Origin of the sequence: Neisseria sp. HMSC31F04 (genome assembly GCF_001807735.1) — a bacterium.
GTDB lineage: Bacteria > Pseudomonadota > Gammaproteobacteria > Burkholderiales > Neisseriaceae > Neisseria > Neisseria elongata.
In genome coordinates this window covers 17836-38731 of sequence record NZ_KV790784.1, presented here as the reverse complement: position 1 = coordinate 38731, position 20896 = coordinate 17836, and the positions used below count along the sequence as shown (strand labels likewise).

The window sequence follows — 20896 nt, the reverse complement described above, 5'->3', positions numbered from 1 at the left end:
GAAAATATCAGCCTATCAATTTTTGGTAAGTATCCGGTTGGTTGAGCTGCGTGGCGGAACGGTAAAGCAGCGATTGTTCGTCATTTTCATCATAATCATCAATATAAAACGCAAACAGCAATATACCGTTTTCAGCGCGATTGCCGAACAGGCCTTCTTGGTCGCATTGTTGCAGTGCGGCTATCAGGGCTGTTTCGTATTCGGTGCGTTTTTGCTGATAGATGTCGTCATCATCTAGATTTTCTATGCTACGGTATGCAACTTGGTAGAGCTCGCTTTGGTTTTTCAGCCAGTTATCTGAAGCATTCTGGATTTCGGTTTTGCCGTCATAAAGTGTACATCTGCCATCCCAAATCGCCTGCAGGATGGTGCAGTTTTTGTATTTTTTCCTGTGCTTGGCAGCAAAGGTTTCTAAATCCTGATGGGTAATCGCGGCGTTGCCTGCGACAAAAAAGTCGTCTACCAGATAGAAATAATACACGGCAACTTCTTTACCTGCCTGTTCGACCTGTTGATTGATACGGTTGAAACATTGGCGGATGTGGCTAATGGCGGCGGTGTGCAGGTGTTGTTGCTCGGTGGACATGGGGTTCCTTTGCTTCGTGCATTTTGTCTATTCTTCTGCGGAACAGACTGTATTTGTCATTGTCTATTTCACAATTACTCTTTAAAAACCACACTTGCTCTTTCAGACGGCCTTTTAAAAATCTTATTTTTTATTGGGCAAAATATCAGCATCCGATAATATTTGGCTTAAGTGTTCAAATGTAGCCTGCCATGGGCTGTCGATACACGAATAGTAGCCGTCGTCGTAGGTATTTGCCGTTATTTCCACGAGAAAACGGACTGCATTCAACAAAGTGCGTTGTTGTGCATGAGCAGCAGTTCATCAGTGTAATAGCTGTTCTCCAATGCATAAGCCAATTTATCGGCAACCATACCGTCTGGTTCTTGTAATGCCCAAAGCAAGTAATATGGCAGGGCGAAATGCCTGCCTATACTATCCATAAATGTGATGGCGGAGCAGGGATTTAAACGCGGAATTTCTCCTACACGGTGTCCTTGGAAAAGGACATTTTCCCAATAATCCCTTTCATCTTCAGCGAGGTAGCGGCAAATGCGTGGCAGACTTGCTCCGCGATTTTTTCGTATGCTTTGCTCCACTGTTGAGCATATTCACGCAGGTAGGCCAGTATTTTGACAAGCCGATCGGGAGACATCGTGCATACAGACTTGCTGTGTTTATGTTTCATAGTTATCAGGCCGTCTGAAAATGGCTCGCCTGCGCGACAATGAAATGTTGCAAACCGTCTGCCATTTGGCGACTGACTTCAGAATAAAATCCTGCTTCATAGAAATGCCTTTCAGGCCGTCTGAAAGAGTAGATATTGCTTTACAGACGGCCTGCTTAGGCAAAGCAAAACATCTGATGCTTGTTTATTTCACGCGACGGCACACGGTTTCCACCATTTTGCCGCTGTGCATGGCTTCTTCGGAATCTTCTTTTTGCACCTGCTCAATGACTTCCTGCGGCATTTTTTCAGGACTATCGTAATCGTGGATATCGGCGCGCTCTTCAAGTTTGCCGTTTTTTCCGAACAGTGCAATCGCACTCATGACAGACTGCTTGGGCTCTTGGCAGTGCACCCAATCCAAAATCAGCATATGGGCATGTTTGCCTGCACGGGCAGGCTGATGCAGCGTGACGGTCGAATACCAACCGTTGCCAAGATTTTTTACACTGGACGGATAGAGCGATGCACTGTATGTGCCATCCGGGGTTTCGTAGTCATACAAATGTACGGTTTTACCCGAACGGCCGGCAAGCAGGGCGGCGGATTTTTCGTTATCACCCTGTTTCGGTGCGGCATGAGCACTAACGGCAAATGCGCCGAGCAGTAATGCTGTTAAGATTTTGTTCATCATTGACTCTCTAAAAAATTAAATTTAACTTATTCTTCAATCACCTGGGGCACGATATACAGGCGATTGCGAACTTCGGGGGCCACAGCCTGATATTCGGCAGCGTGATCAGTTTCGGTAACGGCATCTTCACGCAGGCGCAGCGCGGTTTCATGCGGATGCGGCATAGGCTCTACTCCGTCTGTATTCACAGACTGCATTTTCTCAACCATAGCGAAAATGTCATTCAACTCGGACAAAGTTTTCGTTTTCTCGTTTTCTGTCAAACTCAAGCGCGACAGCTTGGCAATTTTTTCCACATCAGACAAATTCAAGGCCATGAAAAATTCCTTAAAGATAATTAGCAATATTGGCGAATTAAGGTATGATAGCGCGTTTTCCGAACTACTTCGGGCGCGGGATTATAACCGAAACCTTCCCTGCCATTAAAGATTTCCGCTTTTCAGACGGCCTGTCGCGCTTGATTCAGGCCGTCTGAAAATGTGTTCAATACATTGTTACCATTCAGGATTACTCATGTTTCTGCGTTTCATCACACGTTATTTCTCCAATGATTTGGCTATCGACTTGGGCACCGCCAACACTTTGATTTACTCCAAAGGCAAGGGCATCGTTTTGGACGAACCTTCAGTGGTGGCCATGCAGATTCACCCCGACACGGGACAACGTTCGGTTTTGGCCGTCGGCACTGATGCAAAAAAAATGCTCGGCCGCACGCCGGGCAGCATCAAAGCCATCCGCCCCATGAAGGACGGCGTTATTGCTGAATTTACCGTAACCTCTGATATGCTGAAGCATTTCATTAAAAAAGTAACCAATAGCCGTTTTGCCGCCACCCCGCGTATCGTCATCTGTGTTCCCTGCGGCTCTACCCAAGTAGAAAGAAAAGCGATTCAAAACTCAGCTGAAGAAGCCGGTGCATCAGCTGTCTATCTGATTCAAGAACCTATGGCTGCAGCCATAGGTGCAGGTCTGCCGATTGACGAGCCGACCGGTTCAATGGTGGTCGATATCGGCGGCGGTACAACCGAGGTGGGAGTAATGTCCTTATCCGGCATGGTATATTCCCATTCGGTACGTGTCGGCGGAGATGCCTTTGACGAAGCGATTATTAACTATGTCCGCCGCAATTACGGCATGCTGATTGGCGAAGCAACTGCCGAAAGCATCAAAAAAGAAATCGGCACAGCATTCCCAGGCATGGAAGTCAAAGAAATCGAAGTAAAAGGCCACAATGTTGCCGAAGGTATCCCGCGTTCGTTTACCATTTCCTCCAACGAAATACTTGAAGCCATTACAGAGCCTATCAATCAAATTGTACAATCTGTAAAAACCGCACTGGAAAAAACCCCGCCCGAACTGGGCGCCGACATTGCCGAACGCGGCTTGGTACTGACCGGTGGCGGAGCATTATTGAAAGGATTGGATCGGCTTTTGGCTGAAGAAACCGGATTGCCCGTTATGATTGCCGAAGATCCGCTGACCTGCGTGGCACGCGGCACAGGCCGCGCATTGGACTTGATAGGCCGTCTGAATTCGATTTTTGCTCCGAACCCCTAATTTCCGCCGTTATCCGCCATGTCCAAATCGCTTAGTTTTACCCGTAGTTATCGCGAGCGTCCCGTCAATAGGTTGATTATCCTGTCGATAATCAGCATCCTGTTGATGGTATTGGACAACCGCTATGCAGCCGTCCGCCAACTCAAGGCTTACTTGGCCACCGCACTGCAACCTTTGCAATGGCTGGCCGACCAGCCTGTCGCACTGTATGACTACGGCAGTACATTCCTGCAATCACAGCAAACGCTCATTCAGGAAAATCAAAGACTGCAAACCGAAAATATGCGCCTGAGCACCGCCATCCGGCAAAACGACGTACAGCAGCTTCAGCTGGCAGAATTGAAAAAACTCAACCTTTTAGCCGGCAGTGGTATCGGCAACAGCACGGCGGCACAAATAGTTTCAAACGGCAAAAACCCCTTGTCTGACAAATTATTGTTAAACAAAGGCAGCAACGACGGACTGAAGGCCGGCGATGCGGTAATCGACCAATACGGCCTAATCGGCCAAATCTCGGCAGTGCAGCCTTTTAATGCCGAATTAACCGTACTCACCAGCAGTCAAACAGTCATTCCCGTGATGGTGGCGCGTACTGGCGTACGCAGTTTAGTCTATGGCGACAGCAACCAGGTTTCCCTGCGCTATTTCCCATTAGATGCCGATTTGCAGCCTGGTGATTTACTGGTTACATCAGGAATGGATTCTGTCTACCCTGCCGGCATTCCCGTGGCCAAAGTGGAAAGTGCCCTGCGTTCTTCCGGAACGCCTTACTACCGCACAACCTTATCCATTCCTGCCGCCATTCGCAGCAGCAAATATGTTTTGGTATTGCCGCAAATTGAAGAACTGTCGATTCAGACTGCCTCTTCCGTTGCGGCATCCTCTCCCCAATAAGAACCCATGACTGATTTTGACGACTTTCACAACCGGATTCCCAAACGTCTGATTGCCGCCACTTTTGCTGCTTCCCTGCTGTTTGACCTGATTCCGTTTCCTGCCGCATTGTCTTTCTGGCTGCCCGAAATGACTGCCCTGAGCCTGCTGTATTGGGGGCTTAACCGTCCGCAATCGGTCGGCCTGTTTACCGCGTTCGCCTGCGGCCTAATTCTGGATACCGGTATCGCCCTACCACTCGGACAACATGCGCTGGCCTATGTCCTGATGGTCTTCTTCATTCAAAAATACCAACGGCGCATTATCCTGCAAAGCTATGCCTTTCAAGCGGTTGCCGTCTTTATCGCACTAACCGGAAGTCAGCTTACACTGCTGATTATCCGCCTGATAAGCGAACACCACCTCATCGGCCTATCCGGACTTTTAGCCCCTGTTGTGGGCGCATTGGCCTGGCCGATGCTGAACAAATTAATGCTGGCCGTCCTTAACCTGCCCCGTCGCCGCCGATGAAAACACTCCGCCACATTTCGCGTCCCGGCAATGATAATGCCTCCATCCAGCGCGACTTCCGTATCAGACTACTTGCCGCCTTTCTGTTTATCTTCGTGTTATTCAGCATCTTGGCGGCACGCTTTGTCCATCTTCAAATCCACAAACGGGACGAATTTACCGCCCAAGCAGCCTCCAACCGTATTTCCTTAATTCCTACGGCACCGATACGGGGAGAAATCGTCGATGCGAACGGCGTTGTGCTGGCGCGTAACTATCCTGCCTACTCATTGGAAATCATACCCAGCCAAATCAAAGGCAAACTGGACGACACAATCGCCGTCCTAAAAACACTGGCCGACATTACCGAATCCGATTTAAACCGTTTTCAGAAATTCCGCACCGAATTCCGTTCCTACGAAAAAATCCCGCTCAAGCTGAAACTCACGCCGGACGAGGCATCACGTATCGCCGCCCGCTTATATGCGCTGCCCGGCGTAGAAATTAACGCCCGAACCTTCCGCGAATACCCTTATGGGGAATTGACCGCACATTTCATCGGTTACATCGGCCGCATCAGCGACAAAGACCAAGCCAAACTGGCTGAAGAAAAACTGGGCTCACTGTATCGGGGCAGCACCCACATCGGCAAATCCGGCTTGGAAAGTTTTTACGAACGCCAGCTGCATGGCTTGCCCGGCTACCGCGAAGTGGAAAAAGACGCCTACGGCAACATCATCCGCACCCTGCGCACCGTTCCGCCGCAAAACGGCCAAACCCTGAAGCTGGCAATGGACATCCGCCTGCAACAAGAAGCCGTCCGCCTGATGCGCGGCAAACGCGGAGCCATGGTGGCCATCAACCCGCAAACAGGCGGCGTACTGGCTTTTGTATCCAACCCGTCTTTCAACCCCAACCTCTTCATCGACGGCATCGACAGCGAGAATTGGAAAGCATTGAACGAAAACTGGCAAAAGCCGCTCATCAACCGTGTTACCCAAGGCCTGTATCCGCCGGGCTCCACTTTCAAACCATTTATGGCCATGGCCCTGCTCGAAAGCGGCAAAATTACCCAATCGTCCGTGATTCCCGCCCCCGGCGCATGGAGCATTCCGGGAACCAAACATATATTCCGCGACTCCGTCCGCAGCGGCCACGGTTCGGCTAACTTAAGCAAAGCCATCCAAGTTTCCTCGGATACCTTTTTCTACCGCCTCGGATTTGAAATGGGCATTGAGAAAATCCGTCCGTATTTGGCGGAATTCGATTTCGGCCAACAAACCGGTATCGATTTGCCGAACGAATACCGCGGCGTACTCCCCTCGCCCGAATGGAAAGAAAAACGGTTTTCCAAGTTACCGCCCGAACGGCGCCGCTGGAACACGGCCGAGATGGTGCCGATCAGCATCGGCCAGGGCTATAACGCCTATACTCCGCTGCAAATGGCGCACGCCACCGCCACCTTGGCCAACAACGGCGTGGTTTACCGTCCGCACTTAGTTAAAGAGCTGCTGGATCACAATAAACAGCAAATCACCCTGATCGACCCTAAACCGCAGCGCGTCCTGCCGTTCAAGCAAAGTAATTTCAACTACGTCAAAGCGGCGATGGCCAAAGTACTGCATCCGGGCGGAACCGCGCGAAAAATCGGCGTGGGTCTGAAATACAGCATGGGCGGCAAAACCGGTACTGCCCAAGTGGTGCAAATCGCCCAAGGTAAAAACTACAATGCCGCCGCACTGGCCGAACAACACCGCGACCATTCCTGGTTCATCGCCTTCGCGCCCATGGAAAAACCGCAAATCGCCATTGCCGTGATTTTGGAAAACGGCGGCTGGGGTGCCAATGCCGCCCCCCTGGCCCGCGGACTGAGCGATTATTACCTGCTCAAACTCAAATCGGGCGGCGACCACGACATCCCGGTGGACAACCACAACAAAACAGGCGTGGAAAATCCCCTGCTGGCAGGCAGCGGCACTGTGAGGCCGTCTGAAAACAAAATCACCGAAGCCTTCCGCACCATCCACAACCCTGAAGCCGCACATTCGGCCGCCTCGGAAGCCGCACCATGACCGAAGAAAACATCCTCTTGAAACTCAAACGCCTGATTTGGGATCCGATGGATGCCTGGCTCTTTTACGCCATGCTGATCATCTACATCATGAGCCTGTTCCTGCTCTACTCGGCCGACGGCCAAGACATCGGCCGACTGGAAAGCAAGACCATACACACCATCATCGGCTTTGTCCTGCTGTGGATTATTGCCCGTATCAAGCCGCAAACACTGGCTGCCTTTGCACCGCCCGCCTACATTCTCGGCGTACTGCTGCTGTTGGGCGTGCATTTTTTCGGCATTACCGTAAACGGCTCCACCCGCTGGCTGAACCTCGGCATCCGCATCCAACCTTCCGAAATCATGAAAATAGCCCTGCCGATGATGGTGGCCTGGTATTTCCAACGCCATAGCGGCAGCCTGCGCTGGCATCACTACCTGATCGCACTGATATTGGTCATGGTGCCGGTCATGCTGATCCTCAAACAGCCCGACCTCGGCACGGCCACCCTGATTATGGCTTCCGGCCTGTTCGTCGTCTTCTTCGCCGGACTACCGTGGAAAGTCATTTTCGCCTCCGTCGTCCTCTTCATCTGTGCCCTGCCGTTGATGTGGAACTACGGTATGCACGACTATCAAAAAACCCGCGTCCTCACTCTGCTCGATCCGACAAAAGACCCGCTTGGCGACGGATACCACATCATCCAATCGATGATTGCCATCGGTTCGGGCGGCGTTTGGGGCAAAGGCTGGCTCAACGGTACGCAAACCCATCTCGATTACATCCCCGAGTCCACCACCGACTTCATCTTCGCGGTATATGGCGAAGAATTTGGCCTGATCGGCAACCTCCTTCTGCTGTTGATTTACCTGGTCATCCTCGGCCGCGGGCTCTACATCGCCTCACAGGCACACAACCTCTATAGCCGCACGCTGGCCGGCGCGCTGACCATGACTTTCTTCTGCTATGCCTTTGTCAATATGGGCATGGTCAGCGGCATCCTGCCCGTGGTCGGCGTACCGCTGCCGCTGGTCAGCTACGGCGGCACATCCACGTTGTCCATTATGATCATCCTCGCCCTCTTGATGGGCATCGCCAATCAGAAAGACAAACGGCGTTAGGCCGTCTGAAAACCGCCCTTACAATCAATCTTCTCCCGAATCTTTCAGACGGCCTTGACATGGTTTCCCCACTTCGCACACCATCCGGGCCGTCTGAAAAACATATTTCCCCACCAGCCGTTTAGAAAGTACCTGCATCATGGCACCCACCCTGCTCATCATCCTCGGACTGACCGCCCTCGCCATCGGCCTGCTCGGCACGATATACCCTGCCCTTCCCGGACTGATCCTCATGTTCGTCGGAGCCTGGCTGCTCGGATATGCCGACGACTACGCCACCATCGGCAGCGGCACCCTGATTGCCATCGGCATCTTTACTGCCGTCGGCACGGCAACCGATTTCGTAGCGGGAATGCTCGGCGCAAAATTCACCGGCGCAAGTAAAGAGGCCGTCTGGGGATCGTTTTTCGGCGGCATTGCCGGTGCCTTTTTCGGCATTCCCGGCCTGCTGCTCGGCCCTCTGCTCGGTGCCGCAATCGGAGAATTCCTCGCCCGCAAAGATGCCTGGCTGGCAGGAAAAGTCGGCATCGGAGCCTTTATAGGCTTCATCTTGGGCGTGGTGGCGAAAGTCGGCTGTGCCGTCGCCATCCTCCTGACCCTGTTGGGCGTATGGCTTTACAGCCTGTTTTAAGGCCGTCTGAAAAATTCCAAATCCGGTACGTTATCGGGCGTATGCCCTCTTATGCTACAATCCGCCGATTTTTGATTTCCCTATTTGAAAGAGCTATTCCATGATTTCCACCAACAACATCACCATGCAGTTCGGCGCGAAGCCGCTGTTTGAAAACGTATCCGTCAAATTCGGCGAAGGCAACCGCTACGGCCTTATTGGAGCGAACGGTTCGGGTAAATCTACCTTTATGAAGATTTTGGGCGGCGATTTGGAGCAGACCAGCGGCGAAGTGGCGATTGAACACGGCGTGCGCCTGGGCAAGCTGCGCCAAGACCAATTTGCCTACGAAGACATGCGCGTGCTGGACGTGGTGATGATGGGGCACACCGAAATGTGGGCGGCGATGACCGAACGCGACGCGATTTACGCCAACCCTGAAGCCACCGAAGACGATTACATGAAAGCCGCCGAACTGGAAGCCAAGTTCGCCGAATACGATGGCTACACCGCCGAAGCGCGCGCCGCCGAATTATTGAGCGGCGTGGGCATTGCCGAAGAACTGCACAACGCCACCATGGCGGAAGTTGCCCCCGGCTTCAAGCTACGCGTGCTGCTGGCGCAAGCCCTGTTCTCCAAACCCGACGTGCTGCTGCTGGACGAGCCGACCAACAACTTGGACATCAACACCATCCGCTGGTTGGAAGGCGTGTTGAACCAATACGACAGCACCATGATTATCATCTCGCACGACCGCCACTTCCTGAACGAAGTCTGCACCCACATGGCGGATTTGGACTACAACACCATCACCGTTTACCCCGGCAATTACGACGACTACATGCTCGCCTCCGCCCAATCCCGCGAGCGCGCGCTGAAAGACAACGCCAAAGCCAAAGAAAAATTGCAGGAATTGCAAGAATTTGTGGCCCGCTTCTCGGCCAACAAATCCAAAGCCCGCCAAGCCACCAGCCGCCTGAAACAGGCCGACAAAATCAAAGCCGAAATGGTGGAAGTGAAACCGTCTACCCGCCAAAACCCGTATATCCGCTTTGAAACCGATGAGAAAAACAAGCTGCACCGTCAAGCCGTGGAAGTGGAAAACTTGGCCAAATCGTTCGACAAAACCCTGTTTGAAAAACTGTCTTACATTCTGGAAGCCGGACAACGCCTCGCCATCATCGGCCCGAACGGCGCAGGCAAATCCACCCTGCTGAAACTGCTGGCCGGCGCGTTTGACGAAAAACTGTCCGACATCAAACCCGATGCAGGCTGCATCAAATGGGCGGAAAAAGCCACCATCGGCTACTACCCGCAAGACCACGAAAACGATTTCGACGTGGACATGGACCTGACCGAATGGATGCGCCAATGGGGGCAGGAAGGCGACGACGAACAAGTGATTCGCGGCACGCTCGGCCGTCTGCTGTTCGGCAGCAACGACGTGGTGAAAAAAGTGAAAGTGCTCTCCGGCGGCGAAAAAGGCCGTATGCTCTACGGCAAACTCTTGCTGCTGAAACCCAACGTGCTGATTATGGACGAGCCGACCAACCACATGGACATGGAAAGCATCGAATCGCTGAACATGGCGCTGGAAAAATACAAAGGCACGCTGATTTTCGTGTCGCACGACCGCCAGTTTGTGTCCTCGCTCGCCACCCAGATTATCGAGCTGGATGGCAAAGGCGGCTATGAATATTATCTGGGCGATTATGAGAGCTATTTGGCGAAAAAAGGGATTGAGTAAGACAAGTGCAGGCTGCCTGAAAAAAAGCAGCCTGCACTTTTTCAAAACACATGGAGACCGATTGGATGGCATATTTGGAATACCGCGATGAACAATCCGAAAAATTCTGGCAAATCAACATAGAAGGATGCAGCCACACGGTTACCTTTGGACGCATCGGCACGAAAGGGCAGAGCAAAACCAAAACCTTTGCCAGCGCGGAAAAATGCGAAAAAGATGCCGCCAAGCTCATCCAATCCAAGAAAGCCAAAGGCTATGTCGCGCCGGGCGAAACGCCGCAGACCAAAGCACCGGCCGAAAGCCTGCTGGCAACAACGCTTTCGGCGGCATGAACGGGTAAGGCGGTAATGATATTTGAGGCTACCTGAAAATCGGCAAAGCGGTTTTCAGGTAGCCCATGGGTTAATTATTTAAAACACAAGAAAGGGAAAAGATGTTTACACTCAATGGGTTTGGCACCACGTTTGTTGGCGAATGTGATTACGAGCTGGACGGCACTTACGTGACCACGGCATGGATTGTGGCTTTATGGGTACCGCTGATTCCGCTATATAGCGCGCGGGTTTTGTCGGTGGAACCGACCATGTTGTCGGGCACGAATTATCAAATCATCAAGCAGCCGGTGCATTGGGGTCAGGCTCGGCGGATATGGGCGTACACGCTCGGCATACCCACACTACTTACCCTGTTTGTTTGGATGGCGGGCGTGTTGGATTCATTGTCGCCGCTGGCGGGGCAAATCTCATTTTGGCTGGCGGTGGGCGCGATGTTTGCCTACGCCCTTTTGCCGTTTTTCCTGCGCTATCGGGCCTGCAAGGCAATTGGTTTGCGCTACAAAGAGCTGAAAGTATCGCCGATTACTTGGCTGGCAATCGTGTTGCTGTTGCTTGCTATCGGTTATGTGGTGTGGTTTGGAAACCAACTATAGCGCAGGCTTGGAATCGGCTCATGTGAGGCTACCTGAAAATCGATACGGCGGTTTTCAGGTAGTCCTTGTTTTACGTGCGCCCCACAGCCCGCCCATACCCACAGATAACCGGCAAACTGCATACGGCTGAACGGCTGGTGGAAGGCGGTGAGGCCGAGCAGGAATTGCAGGCTGGGCGAGAAGTATTGCAATATGCCTATGGCGTTGAGGCGGATGTGTTGCGCGGCGGCACTTGGCTGTGGGCTTGGGGCAACCAAGGTTAGGATTTTGCCGAAAACATCGTGCGCGACAGCTTTGCATTGCAACGATACGGCAAGGAAAACGGCATTGCGTGGCTGACTGAACGTACGTTTGAACTGGAACAGGACGATGTGGAGGCGGTGGCTGCCGTTGCCGTCGGCATCACGCAGGCGGACAGCTATTATTTGGCATTTCACGATGCAGGCATTGCCGTATTTGCCCTGCGCGACACTCGTCTTCAGCAGGCATTGGCCGCCGAGAATCCTGTCCGCGCCACTGTCGTCATTCCCGAGATGGTGGCAACGTTTGTGCTGTATCAGCAGCACGAAGCCGTTGCCGAATATCTGCGCCAAGCAGGTTATCAAATTGAGCAGAGCGAAAACGGCAAACACATCGGCATCACGGCGCAACGCAACGGCAGCGAGCTGAAAGCCGATTTTGAAGACGGCTTCTTTCGCGATTTGTCTGCCCGACTGCAAGAATAATTTTTCAGACGGCCTCCAGACGTATCAAAAGCCGCTGTAAAGGCCGTCTGAAACAATATTTTCGATGTCTGGAAAATCCCCTTACTTTAATTTTTTGCCATTTCATGTAAATTCATGTTATCGTGCGCACACCGAAGCTTCGGCTTTCGGCAAGAAGAATCCATTAGGAGAGATTTTCCATGACAAACAAACCTCAAATCGACCAACAGCCGGAAAACGTGGAACTATTGAGTGCGCAAGCGCCGATAACCAATTTCCGAGGCCTGATGATCGCCATCGTTGCCACCATTATCAGCGTGGTGCTCTATCAAATCCTGCCTTATGACGAAAATGTCAATAAAGGCCTGACCATCTTGGCATTTGTCGCCATCATGTGGTTTACCGAAGCCGTGCACATCACGGTAACCGCATTGATTGTGCCGCTTTTCGCCATTTTGTTCCAAGTTCCCGAAATGGGCACCAAACAGGCTTTGGCAGGATTTTCCGACCCGATTATTTATGTCTTTTTCGGCGGATTCGCACTGGCCACCGCGCTGCACATGCAGAAGCTGGACCGGAAAATCGCCGTCTGGCTGATTTCCCTTTCGCGCGGCAACACCTTTATCGCCGTGCACCTCCTGTTTGCCGTTACCGCCCTCCTTTCCATGTGGATTAGCAACACGGCCACCGCCGCCATGATGTTACCGCTGGCCATGGGTCTGATGAGCCATCTGGATAAGGAAAAAGACCGCAATACTTTCGTCTTCGTCCTTCTCGGCATTGCTTATTGCGCCAGCATCGGCGGTTTGGGTACCGTGGTCGGCTCTCCGCCAAATGCCATCGCCGCCAAAGCCCTGAATTTAGATTTTGCCGGCTGGATGAAATTCGGCCTGCCGATGATGCTGGCACTGTTGCCGCTGATGCTGATTTCTCTGTTCGTCATCTTAAAGCCTAATCTGTCGCACCGTGTCAAAGTGGAAAAAGAAGACATTCCATGGACACTGCACCGCGTGATTGCCATGCTGATTTTCATCACTGCGGCCGTGGCTTGGGTAATGGGCGACAAACTGAAAAAACAATTCGGCATTGATAGTCCGGATGCGTTCGTAGCCCTCACGGCAGCCGTTGCTGTGGTGATTTTCGGTGTGGTGCGTTGGCGTGAAGTTGCCCGCAATACCGACTGGGGCGTATTGCTGCTGTTCGGCGGCGGCATTGCCTTGAGCAACCTGTTGCAAAAATCGGGTGCGTCGGCCGCATTGGGTAACGAAATGGCTTCGGCTTTTGTCGCCACCCATCCGTTTATTGTGATTCTGGCCGTGTCCGCCTTCATCATCTTCCTGACCGAATTTACCAGTAACACCGCCTCTGCCGCCTTGCTCGTGCCCGTTTTTGCCAGCGTGGCTGAACAAATGGGCATGCCGAAAGAAGTGATGGTACTCATCATCGGTATCGGCGCGTCTTGTGCCTTTATGCTTCCGGTGGCCACACCGCCGAATGCCATCGTGTTCGGCACGGGGCTGGTCACGCAGAAAGACATGCTGCGGGTCGGTATGCTGCTCAACATCCTCAGCATCATCCTGGTTTCACTGTGGGCGTACTTCTTCCTGCGCTAAAATCCTGAAACCGTCTTAGAGGCCGTCTGAAACCTTCTTTCAGACGGCCTTTCGGTTTTTTGCCGCTGTAAAATCGTTTACAATACCGCACATTCCTTGACAAACCATCCAACGGACATCCCATGTTAGACATCCAACAACTCCGCAGCGACACAGCCGCAGTCGCCTCACGCCTGGCCGCGCGCGGTTTCCAATTCGACATCGCCCGCTTCGAAGCCCTGGAAAACAAACGCAAACAGCTTCAGGTCAAAACCGAAGAATTGCAGGCCGAGCGCAACAGCGAATCGAAAAAAATCGGTATGCTCAAAGGCCAAGGCAAACACGAAGAAGCCGAACAGGCCATGAATGCCGTGGCACAAATCAAAACCGGTCTGGAACAGGCCGCCGCCGAACTCGAGGCCGTGCAGGCAGAACTCGAAGCCTGGTTGTCCGCCATCCCCAACCTGCCGCATGAAAGCGTACCCGCCGGCAAAGACGAAACGGAAAACGTCGAAGTACGCCGCGTCGGCACACCGCGCACATTTGATTTCGACATCAAAGACCACGTTGATTTGGGTGCACCCTTGGGCTTGGACTTTGAAGGCGGCGCGGCCCTCTCAGGCTCCCGCTTCACCGTCATGAAAGGCCAAATCGCCCGCCTGCACCGCGCACTGGCGCAATTCATGCTCGACACCCACACGCAGCAACACGGCTACACCGAACACTACACGCCCTATATCGTAAACGACAGCACGCTCTACGGCACGGGGCAACTGCCCAAATTCGGCGAAGACCTGTTCCACGTTACCCGAGGCGGCGACGAAAGCAAAACCACGCAATACCTGATTCCTACCGCCGAAGTTACCCTCACCAACACCGTGCGCGACAGCATCGTGCCGTCTGAAAAACTGCCGCTGAAACTGACCGCCCATTCCCCCTGCTTCCGCAGCGAAGCCGGTTCGCACGGCAAAGACGTGCGCGGCCTGATCCGCCAACACCAGTTCGACAAAGTGGAAATGGTGCAAATCGTCCGCCCCGAAACGTCTTACGACGCGCTGGAAGAAATGGTCGGCCACGCCGAAAACATCCTGAAAGCCTTGGAACTGCCCTACCGCGTCATCACCCTCTGCACGGGCGACATGGGCTTCGGTGCGGCCAAAACGTATGACTTGGAAGTTTGGGTGCCCGCGCAAAACACCTACCGCGAAATCTCAAGCTGCTCCAACTGCGAAGACTTCCAAGCCCGACGCATGAAGGCCCGCTTCAAAGATGAAAACGGCAAAAACCGCCTGGTGCACACCCTGAACGGCTCCGGCCTGGCAGTCGGCCGTACCTTGGTGGCCGTTTTGGAGAACCACCAAAACGCAGACGGCAGCATCAACATTCCCGCCGCCCTGCGTCCTTACTTAGGCGGTTTGGAAAAACTGGAAGCATAAGCAGGCCGTCCCGTCAAATAAAGAGGCCGTCTGAAAACCTTAAAACGGGTTTTCAGACGGCCTCTCTTCAGAGTCTGCCAACTTTTAATACTGTACGGAATCTTTGCCCGTATTTTTCTGGATGAACTCGATTTTATAACCGTCGGGGTCTTCCACAAAGGCAATCACGGTCGTGCCGTGCATCATCGGCCCGGCTTCGCGCACGACTTTCCCGCCCTTCTCTTTCACACGGTCGCAGGCTTTATAAGCATCTTCCACCTCGATGGCGATGTGGCCGTAGGCATTGCCCAAATCGTAGCTTTCGGTATCCCAGTTGTGGGTCAGTTCCAAAACCGTACTTTCAACCTCGCTGCCGTAGCCGACGAAAGCCAGCGTAAACCGTCCTTCGGGATAATCCTTCTGACGCAGCAGCCGCATCCCCAATACGTCCTGATAAAACTCGAGCGATTTTTTCAAATCGCCCACCCGCAGCATGGTGTGGAGCATACGCATATTGTGTTTCCTTTTTTATCCGTTTAATTGACAAAGTGCTGCCAATCCTGCACTTCAAGCGGCAACATTGTACGGCAAGCGGCTGCCGGGCGGCAATAAACGATGCCGAAATGCGTTTTTTTCAGCCAAAGCGGTTGCCCCTGTTCAGGCTTTCAGTTATAAAGTTAATCAATATCCTCGGATAAACGCTATGCCTTAATTTTCGGCGGTCTTGCAGTCGCGAATCCCACTGCATCAATTGCCTTTTATCGCTTTCCATATCCTGAATATTTGAAAGGAAACAATACATGAAAATCGGTATCCCAAAAGAGTCCCTTACCGGTGAAACCCGTGTGGCCTGCACCCCCGCCACCGTTGCCCAATTGCAGAAGCTGGGCTTCGACGTGGTGGTGGAAAACGGAGCGGGCTTGGGCGCGAGTTTTGACGATGCAGCCTATGAAGAAGCGGGGGCAACGGTTGCCGCAGCCGCCGAAGTGTGGAAATGCCCGCTAATTTACAAGCTGAACGCGCCGAACGGCAACGAATGCCGCCGTCTGAAAGAAGGTCAGACTTTGGTTGGCTTCCTTTATCCGAACCAAAACGAAGAACTGGTTAAAAAACTGGCCGATAAAAAGGTCAATGTATTGGCGATGGACATGGTTCCCCGCATTTCCCGAGCGCAGGCCTTGGACGCTTTATCTTCGATGGCAAACATCAGCGGCTACCGCGCCGTAATTGAAGCCGCCAACGCCTTCGGCCGTTTCTTCACCGGTCAAATTACTGCCGCCGGCAAAGTGCCGCCTGCGCAGGTTTTGGTGATTGGCGCTGGTGTGGCGGGTTTGGCGGCAATCGGTACGGCAAACTCGCTCGGCGCAGTGGTGCGCGCGTTCGATACCCGCTTGGAAGTGGCGGAACAAATCGAATCGATGGGCGGTAAATTCCTGAAACTCGACTTCCCGCAAGAATCGGGCGGCAGCGGCGACGGCTACGCCAAAGTGATGAGCGACGAATTTATCGCCGCCGAGATGAAGCTCTTTGCCGAGCAGGCGAAAGAAGTGGACATCATCATCACCACCGCCGCCATTCCGGGCAAACCCGCGCCCAAGCTGATTACCAAAGAAATGGTGGAAAGCATGAAATCCGGCTCGGTCATCGTCGATTTGGCGGCGGCGACGGGCGGCAACTGTGAACTCACCAAGCCGGGCGAATTGTTCGTAACCGACAACGGCGTGAAAATCATCGGCTACACCGACATGGCAAACCGCCTTGCCGGACAGTCTTCCCAGCTTTACGCCACCAACTTGGTGAACCTGACCAAGCTGTTAAGCCCGAACAAAGACGGCGAAATCACGCTGGACTTCGAAGACGTGATTATCCGAAATATGACCGTTACCCGCGACGGCGAAATCACCTTCCCGCCTCCGCCGATTCAGGTTTCCGCCCAGCCGCAGCAAACGCCATCTGAAAAAGCTGCGCCTGCCGCCAAGCCCGAGCCGAAACCCGTTCCCATGTGGAAAAAACTCGCGCCCGCCGTCATCGCCGCCGTGTTGGTACTGTGGGTCGGCGCGGTCGCACCCGAAGCATTTTTGAACCACTTTATCGTGTTCATCCTCTCCTGCGTCATCGGCTACTACGTCGTCTGGAACGTCAGCCACTCGCTGCATACCCCGCTGATGTCCGTGACCAATGCCATCTCCGGCATCATCGTTGTCGGTGCGCTGCTGCAAATCAGCCAAGGCAACGGCTTCGTTACCCTGCTTGCCTTCATCGCCATCCTGATTGCCAGCATCAATATCTTCGGCGGCTTCTTCGTAACGCGCCGGATGTTGAATATGTTTAGGAAAGGGTAAAACGGGTTTTCAGACTGTTAAAGCCGTCTGAATCAAGTTTTCAGACGGCCTCCGAGTTTCAAAATACATTTACTTTCACAAATAATTGGAGAATCACCATGTCTTCAGGACTCGTTACAGCGGCATACATCGTAGCCGCGATACTGTTCATCTTCTCGCTGGCGGGGCTGTCCAAGCAGGAAACCGCCAAGCAGGGCTGTTATTCCGGCGTAGCGGGGATGGCGGTCGCCTTGTTCGTTACCGTGTTTTCCGAAAATACCCACGGACTCGGCTGGATCATCATCGCCATGCTGATCGGCGCCGCCATCGGCATCTACAAAGCCAAAAAAGTAGAAATGACTGAAATGCCCGAACTGATTGCACTTCTGCACAGCTTCGTCGGCTTGGCGGCGGTTTTGGTCGGCTTCAACAGCTATATCGAGCCGGGCAACGTTTCGCACGATATGCATACCATCCATCTGGTCGAAGTCTATTTGGGTATCTTCATCGGTGCCGTAACCTTTACCGGCTCGCTGGTCGCGTTCGGCAAGCTCAACGGCAAAATCAGCAGCGCGCCGCTACAACTGCCCACCAAACACAAGCTCAACCTCGCCGCATTGGTTTTATCCTTTATCCTGATGCTGGTGTTCGTATCCGTTGACGGCAGCGGCATCATCCTGATTCTGATGACCCTGATCGCCCTCGCATTCGGCTGGCACTTGGTCGCCTCTATCGGCGGCGCAGATATGCCCGTGGTCGTGTCCATGCTGAACTCCTACTCCGGCTGGGCGGCAGCAGCGGCAGGCTTCATGCTCTCCAACGACCTGCTCATCGTAACCGGCGCACTAGTCGGCTCCAGCGGCGCGATTCTGTCGTACATCATGTGTAAAGCCATGAACCGCTCCTTCATCTCCGTCATCGCAGGCGGCTTCGGTACCGACGGTTCCGCCGCAGCCTCAGGCAGCGAAGAAGTCGGCGAATACCGCGAAGCCAAACCCGCCGAAGTCGCCGAAATGCTGCGCAACGCAAGCAGCGTCATCATCACCCCGGGCTACGGCATGGCAGTGGCGCAGGCGCAATACCCCGTTGCCGAAATCACCGAGCTTTTGCGTAAAAACGGCGCCGAAGTACGCTTCGGCATCCACCCCGTCGCCGGCCGCCTGCCCGGTCATATGAACGTACTGCTCGCCGAAGCCAAAGTCCCCTACGACATCGTTTTGGAGATGGACGAAATTAACGACGACTTCCCTGAAACCGATGTAGTGCTGGTCATCGGCGCGAACGACACCGTCAACCCCGCCGCCCAAACCGACCCGAACAGCCCGATTGCCGGCATGCCCGTGTTGGAAGTGTGGAAGGCAAAAGAAGTCGTCGTCTTCAAACGCTCGATGAACACCGGCTACGCAGGCGTACAAAACCCTCTGTTCTTCAACGAAAACAGCGTGATGTGCTTCGGCGACGCGAAGAAAACCGTTGACGAGATTTTGGCGGAATTGAAGAAATAAGGCCGTCTGAAAAGCTCGGCTAAGATTTTAAATCCGTCTGGTTGGACAAAATCGCTGCAAACCCTATCCATGAAGGCTTGCAGCGATTTTTTAACGTCATTCGAATTTCACACCCAATAGCAGCCGACCGGCCCATTCCGACCCATTTAAGATTGAAACCCAATGAGATAAATATATAGGTATGATGAGATAAATGGGAAGAAGTGGGATGATGGGGGATGGGGCGGGATGGAAAAAGTGAAATGGAGTTGCAAATAGTGCAACAAGAAACGGACGACATTTTATCGTCCGTTTTTTTATTGTCAGAGTCCTTTTTTGAGGGCGGTGATGGCGATGTCGAGGATTCTGCGTTCGGCATCGGGTTGGAGTTGGTTGTTGCCGTTGATGGGGAGATAGGGGCGTGCTGGGAGGTTGGTTTTGTGGCCGCGGCCTGCTTGACCGCCGAGGTGGTGGATGGCGGCATATTTTTTGTTGCTGCCGATGCGGGCATAGTTGCTGTCGACCTGTGTGGTCAGGCTGGCGGCGAGTTGCCCGCTTTTTTGCAGGGTCTTGCCTCCTTCATCTGCGGCGCGCCGGCTTTGTTTCCACCGCTGTCCGCCCCAACCTTCGGATTCGAAGTTTTCTTCGGTCATAGACAGCAACTCGGTGGCGATGCCCCGCATCATGGCGCGGGTGTCGGTGGCGTTTTTGAGCAGCGTATTCAAGCCGTGGTCGAGCTGGTCTGCGTCTAATTTAATTTCAAGCATGGTCAGCCCCTCAATAATTCGCGCACCCATGCCAACGATTCGGGGGTTAGGGCGTTTTTGAATTTCTGGTTAGCCATCATGGTTTTGATGGCAATCCGGGCGATATCCGGATGGGTTGCCTGCGCCTTTTCCACGGCAATTTGCGCCATGCGGGACAACATGGATTTGCCTTGGTTAGCATTGAAGCCCGCATTGGGGGCGATAAATTTGTTGTTGATGCGGATGCCGGTGCGCCGGGCATAGCGTGCCTCCCCGGTATAAGGGTTTGAACCTATATCGACGGTGACGGACTCAAGAGTCGGTCTGGCTTGAACGCGGCTCTCACCCATGATATGTACTCTTTAAACCACAAGCCGTGCGGTGCTTTATTCAGCTCGACCATTTTGCGGTCGGCAAGGTAGTCGAGCTGCTGGCGCAGTTCGGTGGCGGTGGTCTGCGGGTAAATCGCATTCATGATGTCCAGTAGGAAGGTCTCGCTGGTGGTGTGCGGGCGGGCTTTATTAAGGGTGTTGATGATGTTCCAACGCATCCCCTCGCGGCGTTGTTTGGCAATCAATTCTTGGCTAATCATTTCTTTACGCTTTCCATCTTGTATATTTCGGTGAGTTTTTCGGCGACGTTGTCGAGCTTGGCTTCGAGGACGACCTGATTGCGGATGTAGTCTTCCCTCAAAACATAGGTCAGGGGCAGACCGGCGTTGAATTCCGCCAGTTTGTTTTCCATGATTTCGACTTTACCCTGTAGGCGTTCCTGCTGTTTTTGGCGTTCGTCCTGCTGCTCGCGGAATTGAGCCAGCAGCATTTTGCCGAAGATAAAACAGATGCCGAGGAAGGACAGGAGGAATCCGACCAACTGCCAAAATTCGATGTGGATAAACGTTTTTTCCATTAGGGATAACCCCTCTCGTAATATTCTTGACACAACACACAGCGCGTACAGCCTTGGACGGCTTTTTACCTGGCTTCAGGTATCGGGCTGCCGCAATCTTCACAGTGGCTCAGGCTGACGGAATGTTGAGGTTTGGTTTGATGTTTGGATAAAGCCTCGCTCAAAAAGACGGCTTCGTATTCGGCGGCTTGGTCGGCAAAATCAGTCATCTTTCAGACGGCCTTTCGAATACCACGCCTGCCAGCCGGAGATTTGCACTTCCAGCTTTTGGCAGTATTCGCCATAGCGGATAACGTGGTTTAAAAGTTGTTCGGGTGAGCCGCCGGTCGGACGTTCGGGGCGTTCGTATTTGACCAGCAGCCCGGAAGATACGGGCGGCAAAACAGCCGCCTCCACGGT

At 53.2% G+C, this 20896-nt stretch carries 25 protein-coding genes and 1 pseudogene; 14 read left to right on the top strand and 12 right to left on the bottom strand.

Annotation, left to right across the window (positions count from 1 at the left end; translation table 11 throughout):
* Positions 1 to 7: 7 nt before the first annotated feature.
* The 4 genes from HMPREF3107_RS02860 to gatC all read right to left on the bottom strand — a co-directional run bounded on the left by HMPREF3107_RS02860 (position 8) and on the right by gatC (position 2243).
* Positions 8 to 586 (bottom strand): DUF4303 domain-containing protein, encoded by a 579-nt coding sequence (locus HMPREF3107_RS02860; RefSeq protein WP_070453197.1) that lies wholly within the window; start codon positions 584 to 586, stop codon positions 8 to 10.
* Between the two features lie 463 nt (positions 587 to 1049).
* Entirely contained in the window at positions 1050 to 1253 is a 204-nt protein-coding gene (locus tag HMPREF3107_RS12515) for a hypothetical protein (protein ID WP_246828580.1), read from the bottom strand.
* A gap of 184 nt (positions 1254 to 1437) precedes the next feature.
* Positions 1438 to 1926 carry a hypothetical protein gene (locus HMPREF3107_RS02850; RefSeq protein ID WP_239482445.1) on the bottom strand — a complete coding sequence of 163 codons (489 nt, stop codon included), beginning with the start codon at positions 1924 to 1926 and terminating at the stop codon, positions 1438 to 1440.
* A gap of 26 nt (positions 1927 to 1952) precedes the next feature.
* Positions 1953 to 2243 carry an Asp-tRNA(Asn)/Glu-tRNA(Gln) amidotransferase subunit GatC gene (gene gatC, locus HMPREF3107_RS02845; RefSeq protein WP_040665683.1) on the bottom strand — a complete coding sequence of 97 codons (291 nt, stop codon included), beginning with the start codon at positions 2241 to 2243 and terminating at the stop codon, positions 1953 to 1955.
* 196 nt (positions 2244 to 2439) lie between these two features.
* On the opposite strand from gatC, the gene HMPREF3107_RS02840 reads away from it, so the two are divergent.
* The 9 genes from HMPREF3107_RS02840 (at position 2440) to HMPREF3107_RS02800 (ending at position 11326) form a co-directional block, all read left to right on the top strand.
* On the top strand, positions 2440 to 3483 hold the full coding sequence (locus tag HMPREF3107_RS02840) for a rod shape-determining protein (protein WP_049248438.1): 1044 nt from the start codon (positions 2440 to 2442) through the stop codon (positions 3481 to 3483).
* An 18-nt stretch (positions 3484 to 3501) separates the two neighbouring features.
* Positions 3502 to 4377, top strand: coding sequence for a rod shape-determining protein MreC (mreC, locus tag HMPREF3107_RS02835; protein WP_070453194.1), 876 nt, complete (start codon positions 3502 to 3504; stop codon positions 4375 to 4377).
* A gap of 6 nt (positions 4378 to 4383) precedes the next feature.
* Positions 4384 to 4887: a rod shape-determining protein MreD gene (gene mreD, locus HMPREF3107_RS02830; protein ID WP_070453191.1), complete on the top strand. Its 504-nt coding sequence runs from the start codon at positions 4384 to 4386 to the stop codon at positions 4885 to 4887.
* Complete coding sequence (mrdA, locus tag HMPREF3107_RS02825; protein ID WP_070453188.1) at positions 4884 to 6938, top strand: penicillin-binding protein 2; 2055 nt, start codon at positions 4884 to 4886, stop codon at positions 6936 to 6938. The genes mreD and mrdA overlap by 4 nt, the downstream gene beginning before the upstream one ends.
* Entirely contained in the window at positions 6935 to 8041 is a 1107-nt protein-coding gene (rodA, locus tag HMPREF3107_RS02820) for a rod shape-determining protein RodA (protein ID WP_003770545.1), read from the top strand. Before mrdA ends, rodA begins: the two co-directional genes overlap by 4 nt.
* 139 nt (positions 8042 to 8180) lie before the next feature.
* On the top strand, positions 8181 to 8672 hold the full coding sequence (locus HMPREF3107_RS02815; protein WP_070453185.1) for a DUF456 domain-containing protein: 492 nt from the start codon (positions 8181 to 8183) through the stop codon (positions 8670 to 8672).
* A gap of 100 nt (positions 8673 to 8772) precedes the next feature.
* A complete protein-coding gene (locus HMPREF3107_RS02810) occupies positions 8773 to 10398 on the top strand; it encodes an ABC-F family ATPase (protein ID WP_070453182.1) in 1626 nt (541 codons plus the stop codon).
* Positions 10399 to 10463: 65 nt separating this feature from the next.
* Positions 10464 to 10730, top strand: a complete 267-nt coding sequence (locus HMPREF3107_RS02805) for a WGR domain-containing protein (protein WP_246828579.1) — start codon at positions 10464 to 10466, stop codon at positions 10728 to 10730.
* Positions 10731 to 10831: 101 nt separating this feature from the next.
* Positions 10832 to 11326 (top strand): hypothetical protein, encoded by a 495-nt coding sequence (locus tag HMPREF3107_RS02800; protein ID WP_070453178.1) that lies wholly within the window; start codon positions 10832 to 10834, stop codon positions 11324 to 11326.
* On the opposite strand, the gene HMPREF3107_RS12280 is transcribed toward HMPREF3107_RS02800, so the two are convergent.
* Positions 11296 to 11583 (bottom strand): hypothetical protein, encoded by a 288-nt coding sequence (locus HMPREF3107_RS12280; RefSeq protein WP_210391380.1) that lies wholly within the window; start codon positions 11581 to 11583, stop codon positions 11296 to 11298. The genes HMPREF3107_RS02800 and HMPREF3107_RS12280 overlap by 31 nt on opposite strands.
* A 24-nt stretch (positions 11584 to 11607) precedes the next feature.
* Here HMPREF3107_RS12280 and HMPREF3107_RS02790 point away from each other — a divergent pair, with 24 nt between their 5' ends.
* From HMPREF3107_RS02790 to serS, 3 genes are all read left to right on the top strand, one after another.
* On the top strand, positions 11608 to 12051 hold the full coding sequence (locus tag HMPREF3107_RS02790; RefSeq protein ID WP_070453170.1) for a DUF6882 domain-containing protein: 444 nt from the start codon (positions 11608 to 11610) through the stop codon (positions 12049 to 12051).
* Between the two features lie 179 nt (positions 12052 to 12230).
* On the top strand, positions 12231 to 13643 hold the full coding sequence (locus tag HMPREF3107_RS02785; protein WP_070453167.1) for an SLC13 family permease: 1413 nt from the start codon (positions 12231 to 12233) through the stop codon (positions 13641 to 13643).
* Between the two features lie 122 nt (positions 13644 to 13765).
* A complete protein-coding gene (serS, locus tag HMPREF3107_RS02780; protein ID WP_070453165.1) occupies positions 13766 to 15058 on the top strand; it encodes a serine--tRNA ligase in 1293 nt (430 codons plus the stop codon).
* A gap of 84 nt (positions 15059 to 15142) precedes the next feature.
* Here the strand turns inward: serS and gloA are convergent, their stop codons facing one another.
* The gene (gene gloA / locus HMPREF3107_RS02775; protein WP_070453163.1) at positions 15143 to 15550 is read right to left on the bottom strand and encodes a lactoylglutathione lyase; all 408 of its coding nucleotides are present in this window, start codon (positions 15548 to 15550) and stop codon (positions 15143 to 15145) included.
* Between the two features lie 287 nt (positions 15551 to 15837).
* On the opposite strand from gloA, the gene HMPREF3107_RS02770 reads away from it, so the two are divergent.
* Positions 15838 to 17379 (top strand): Re/Si-specific NAD(P)(+) transhydrogenase subunit alpha, encoded by a 1542-nt coding sequence (locus HMPREF3107_RS02770; RefSeq protein ID WP_070453160.1) that lies wholly within the window; start codon positions 15838 to 15840, stop codon positions 17377 to 17379.
* A gap of 98 nt (positions 17380 to 17477) precedes the next feature.
* Positions 17478 to 18863: a Re/Si-specific NAD(P)(+) transhydrogenase subunit beta gene (gene pntB / locus HMPREF3107_RS02765; RefSeq protein WP_070453157.1), complete on the top strand. Its 1386-nt coding sequence runs from the start codon at positions 17478 to 17480 to the stop codon at positions 18861 to 18863.
* 302 nt (positions 18864 to 19165) lie between these two features.
* Here the strand turns inward: pntB and HMPREF3107_RS02760 are convergent, their stop codons facing one another.
* From HMPREF3107_RS02760 to HMPREF3107_RS02735, 6 genes and pseudogenes are all read right to left on the bottom strand, one after another.
* Positions 19166 to 19609, bottom strand: a complete 444-nt coding sequence (locus tag HMPREF3107_RS02760) for a phage virion morphogenesis protein (RefSeq protein WP_070453154.1) — start codon at positions 19607 to 19609, stop codon at positions 19166 to 19168.
* Between the two features lie 2 nt (positions 19610 to 19611).
* Positions 19612 to 19938: pseudogene (locus HMPREF3107_RS02755) on the bottom strand (phage head morphogenesis protein); the annotation flags it as partial.
* Complete coding sequence (locus tag HMPREF3107_RS02750; RefSeq protein WP_246828578.1) at positions 19881 to 20180, bottom strand: hypothetical protein; 300 nt, start codon at positions 20178 to 20180, stop codon at positions 19881 to 19883. The pseudogene HMPREF3107_RS02755 and the gene HMPREF3107_RS02750, both read right to left, overlap by 58 nt.
* Positions 20177 to 20497: a hypothetical protein gene (locus HMPREF3107_RS02745; RefSeq protein WP_070453151.1), complete on the bottom strand. Its 321-nt coding sequence runs from the start codon at positions 20495 to 20497 to the stop codon at positions 20177 to 20179. Before HMPREF3107_RS02745 ends, HMPREF3107_RS02750 begins: the two co-directional genes overlap by 4 nt.
* Positions 20498 to 20562: 65 nt before the next feature.
* Positions 20563 to 20706 carry a TraR/DksA C4-type zinc finger protein gene (locus tag HMPREF3107_RS02740; protein WP_371327472.1) on the bottom strand — a complete coding sequence of 48 codons (144 nt, stop codon included), beginning with the start codon at positions 20704 to 20706 and terminating at the stop codon, positions 20563 to 20565.
* Positions 20699 to 20878 carry a hypothetical protein gene (locus tag HMPREF3107_RS02735; RefSeq protein ID WP_172459032.1) on the bottom strand — a complete coding sequence of 60 codons (180 nt, stop codon included), beginning with the start codon at positions 20876 to 20878 and terminating at the stop codon, positions 20699 to 20701. Before HMPREF3107_RS02735 ends, HMPREF3107_RS02740 begins: the two co-directional genes overlap by 8 nt.
* Positions 20879 to 20896: the final 18 nt, after the last annotated feature.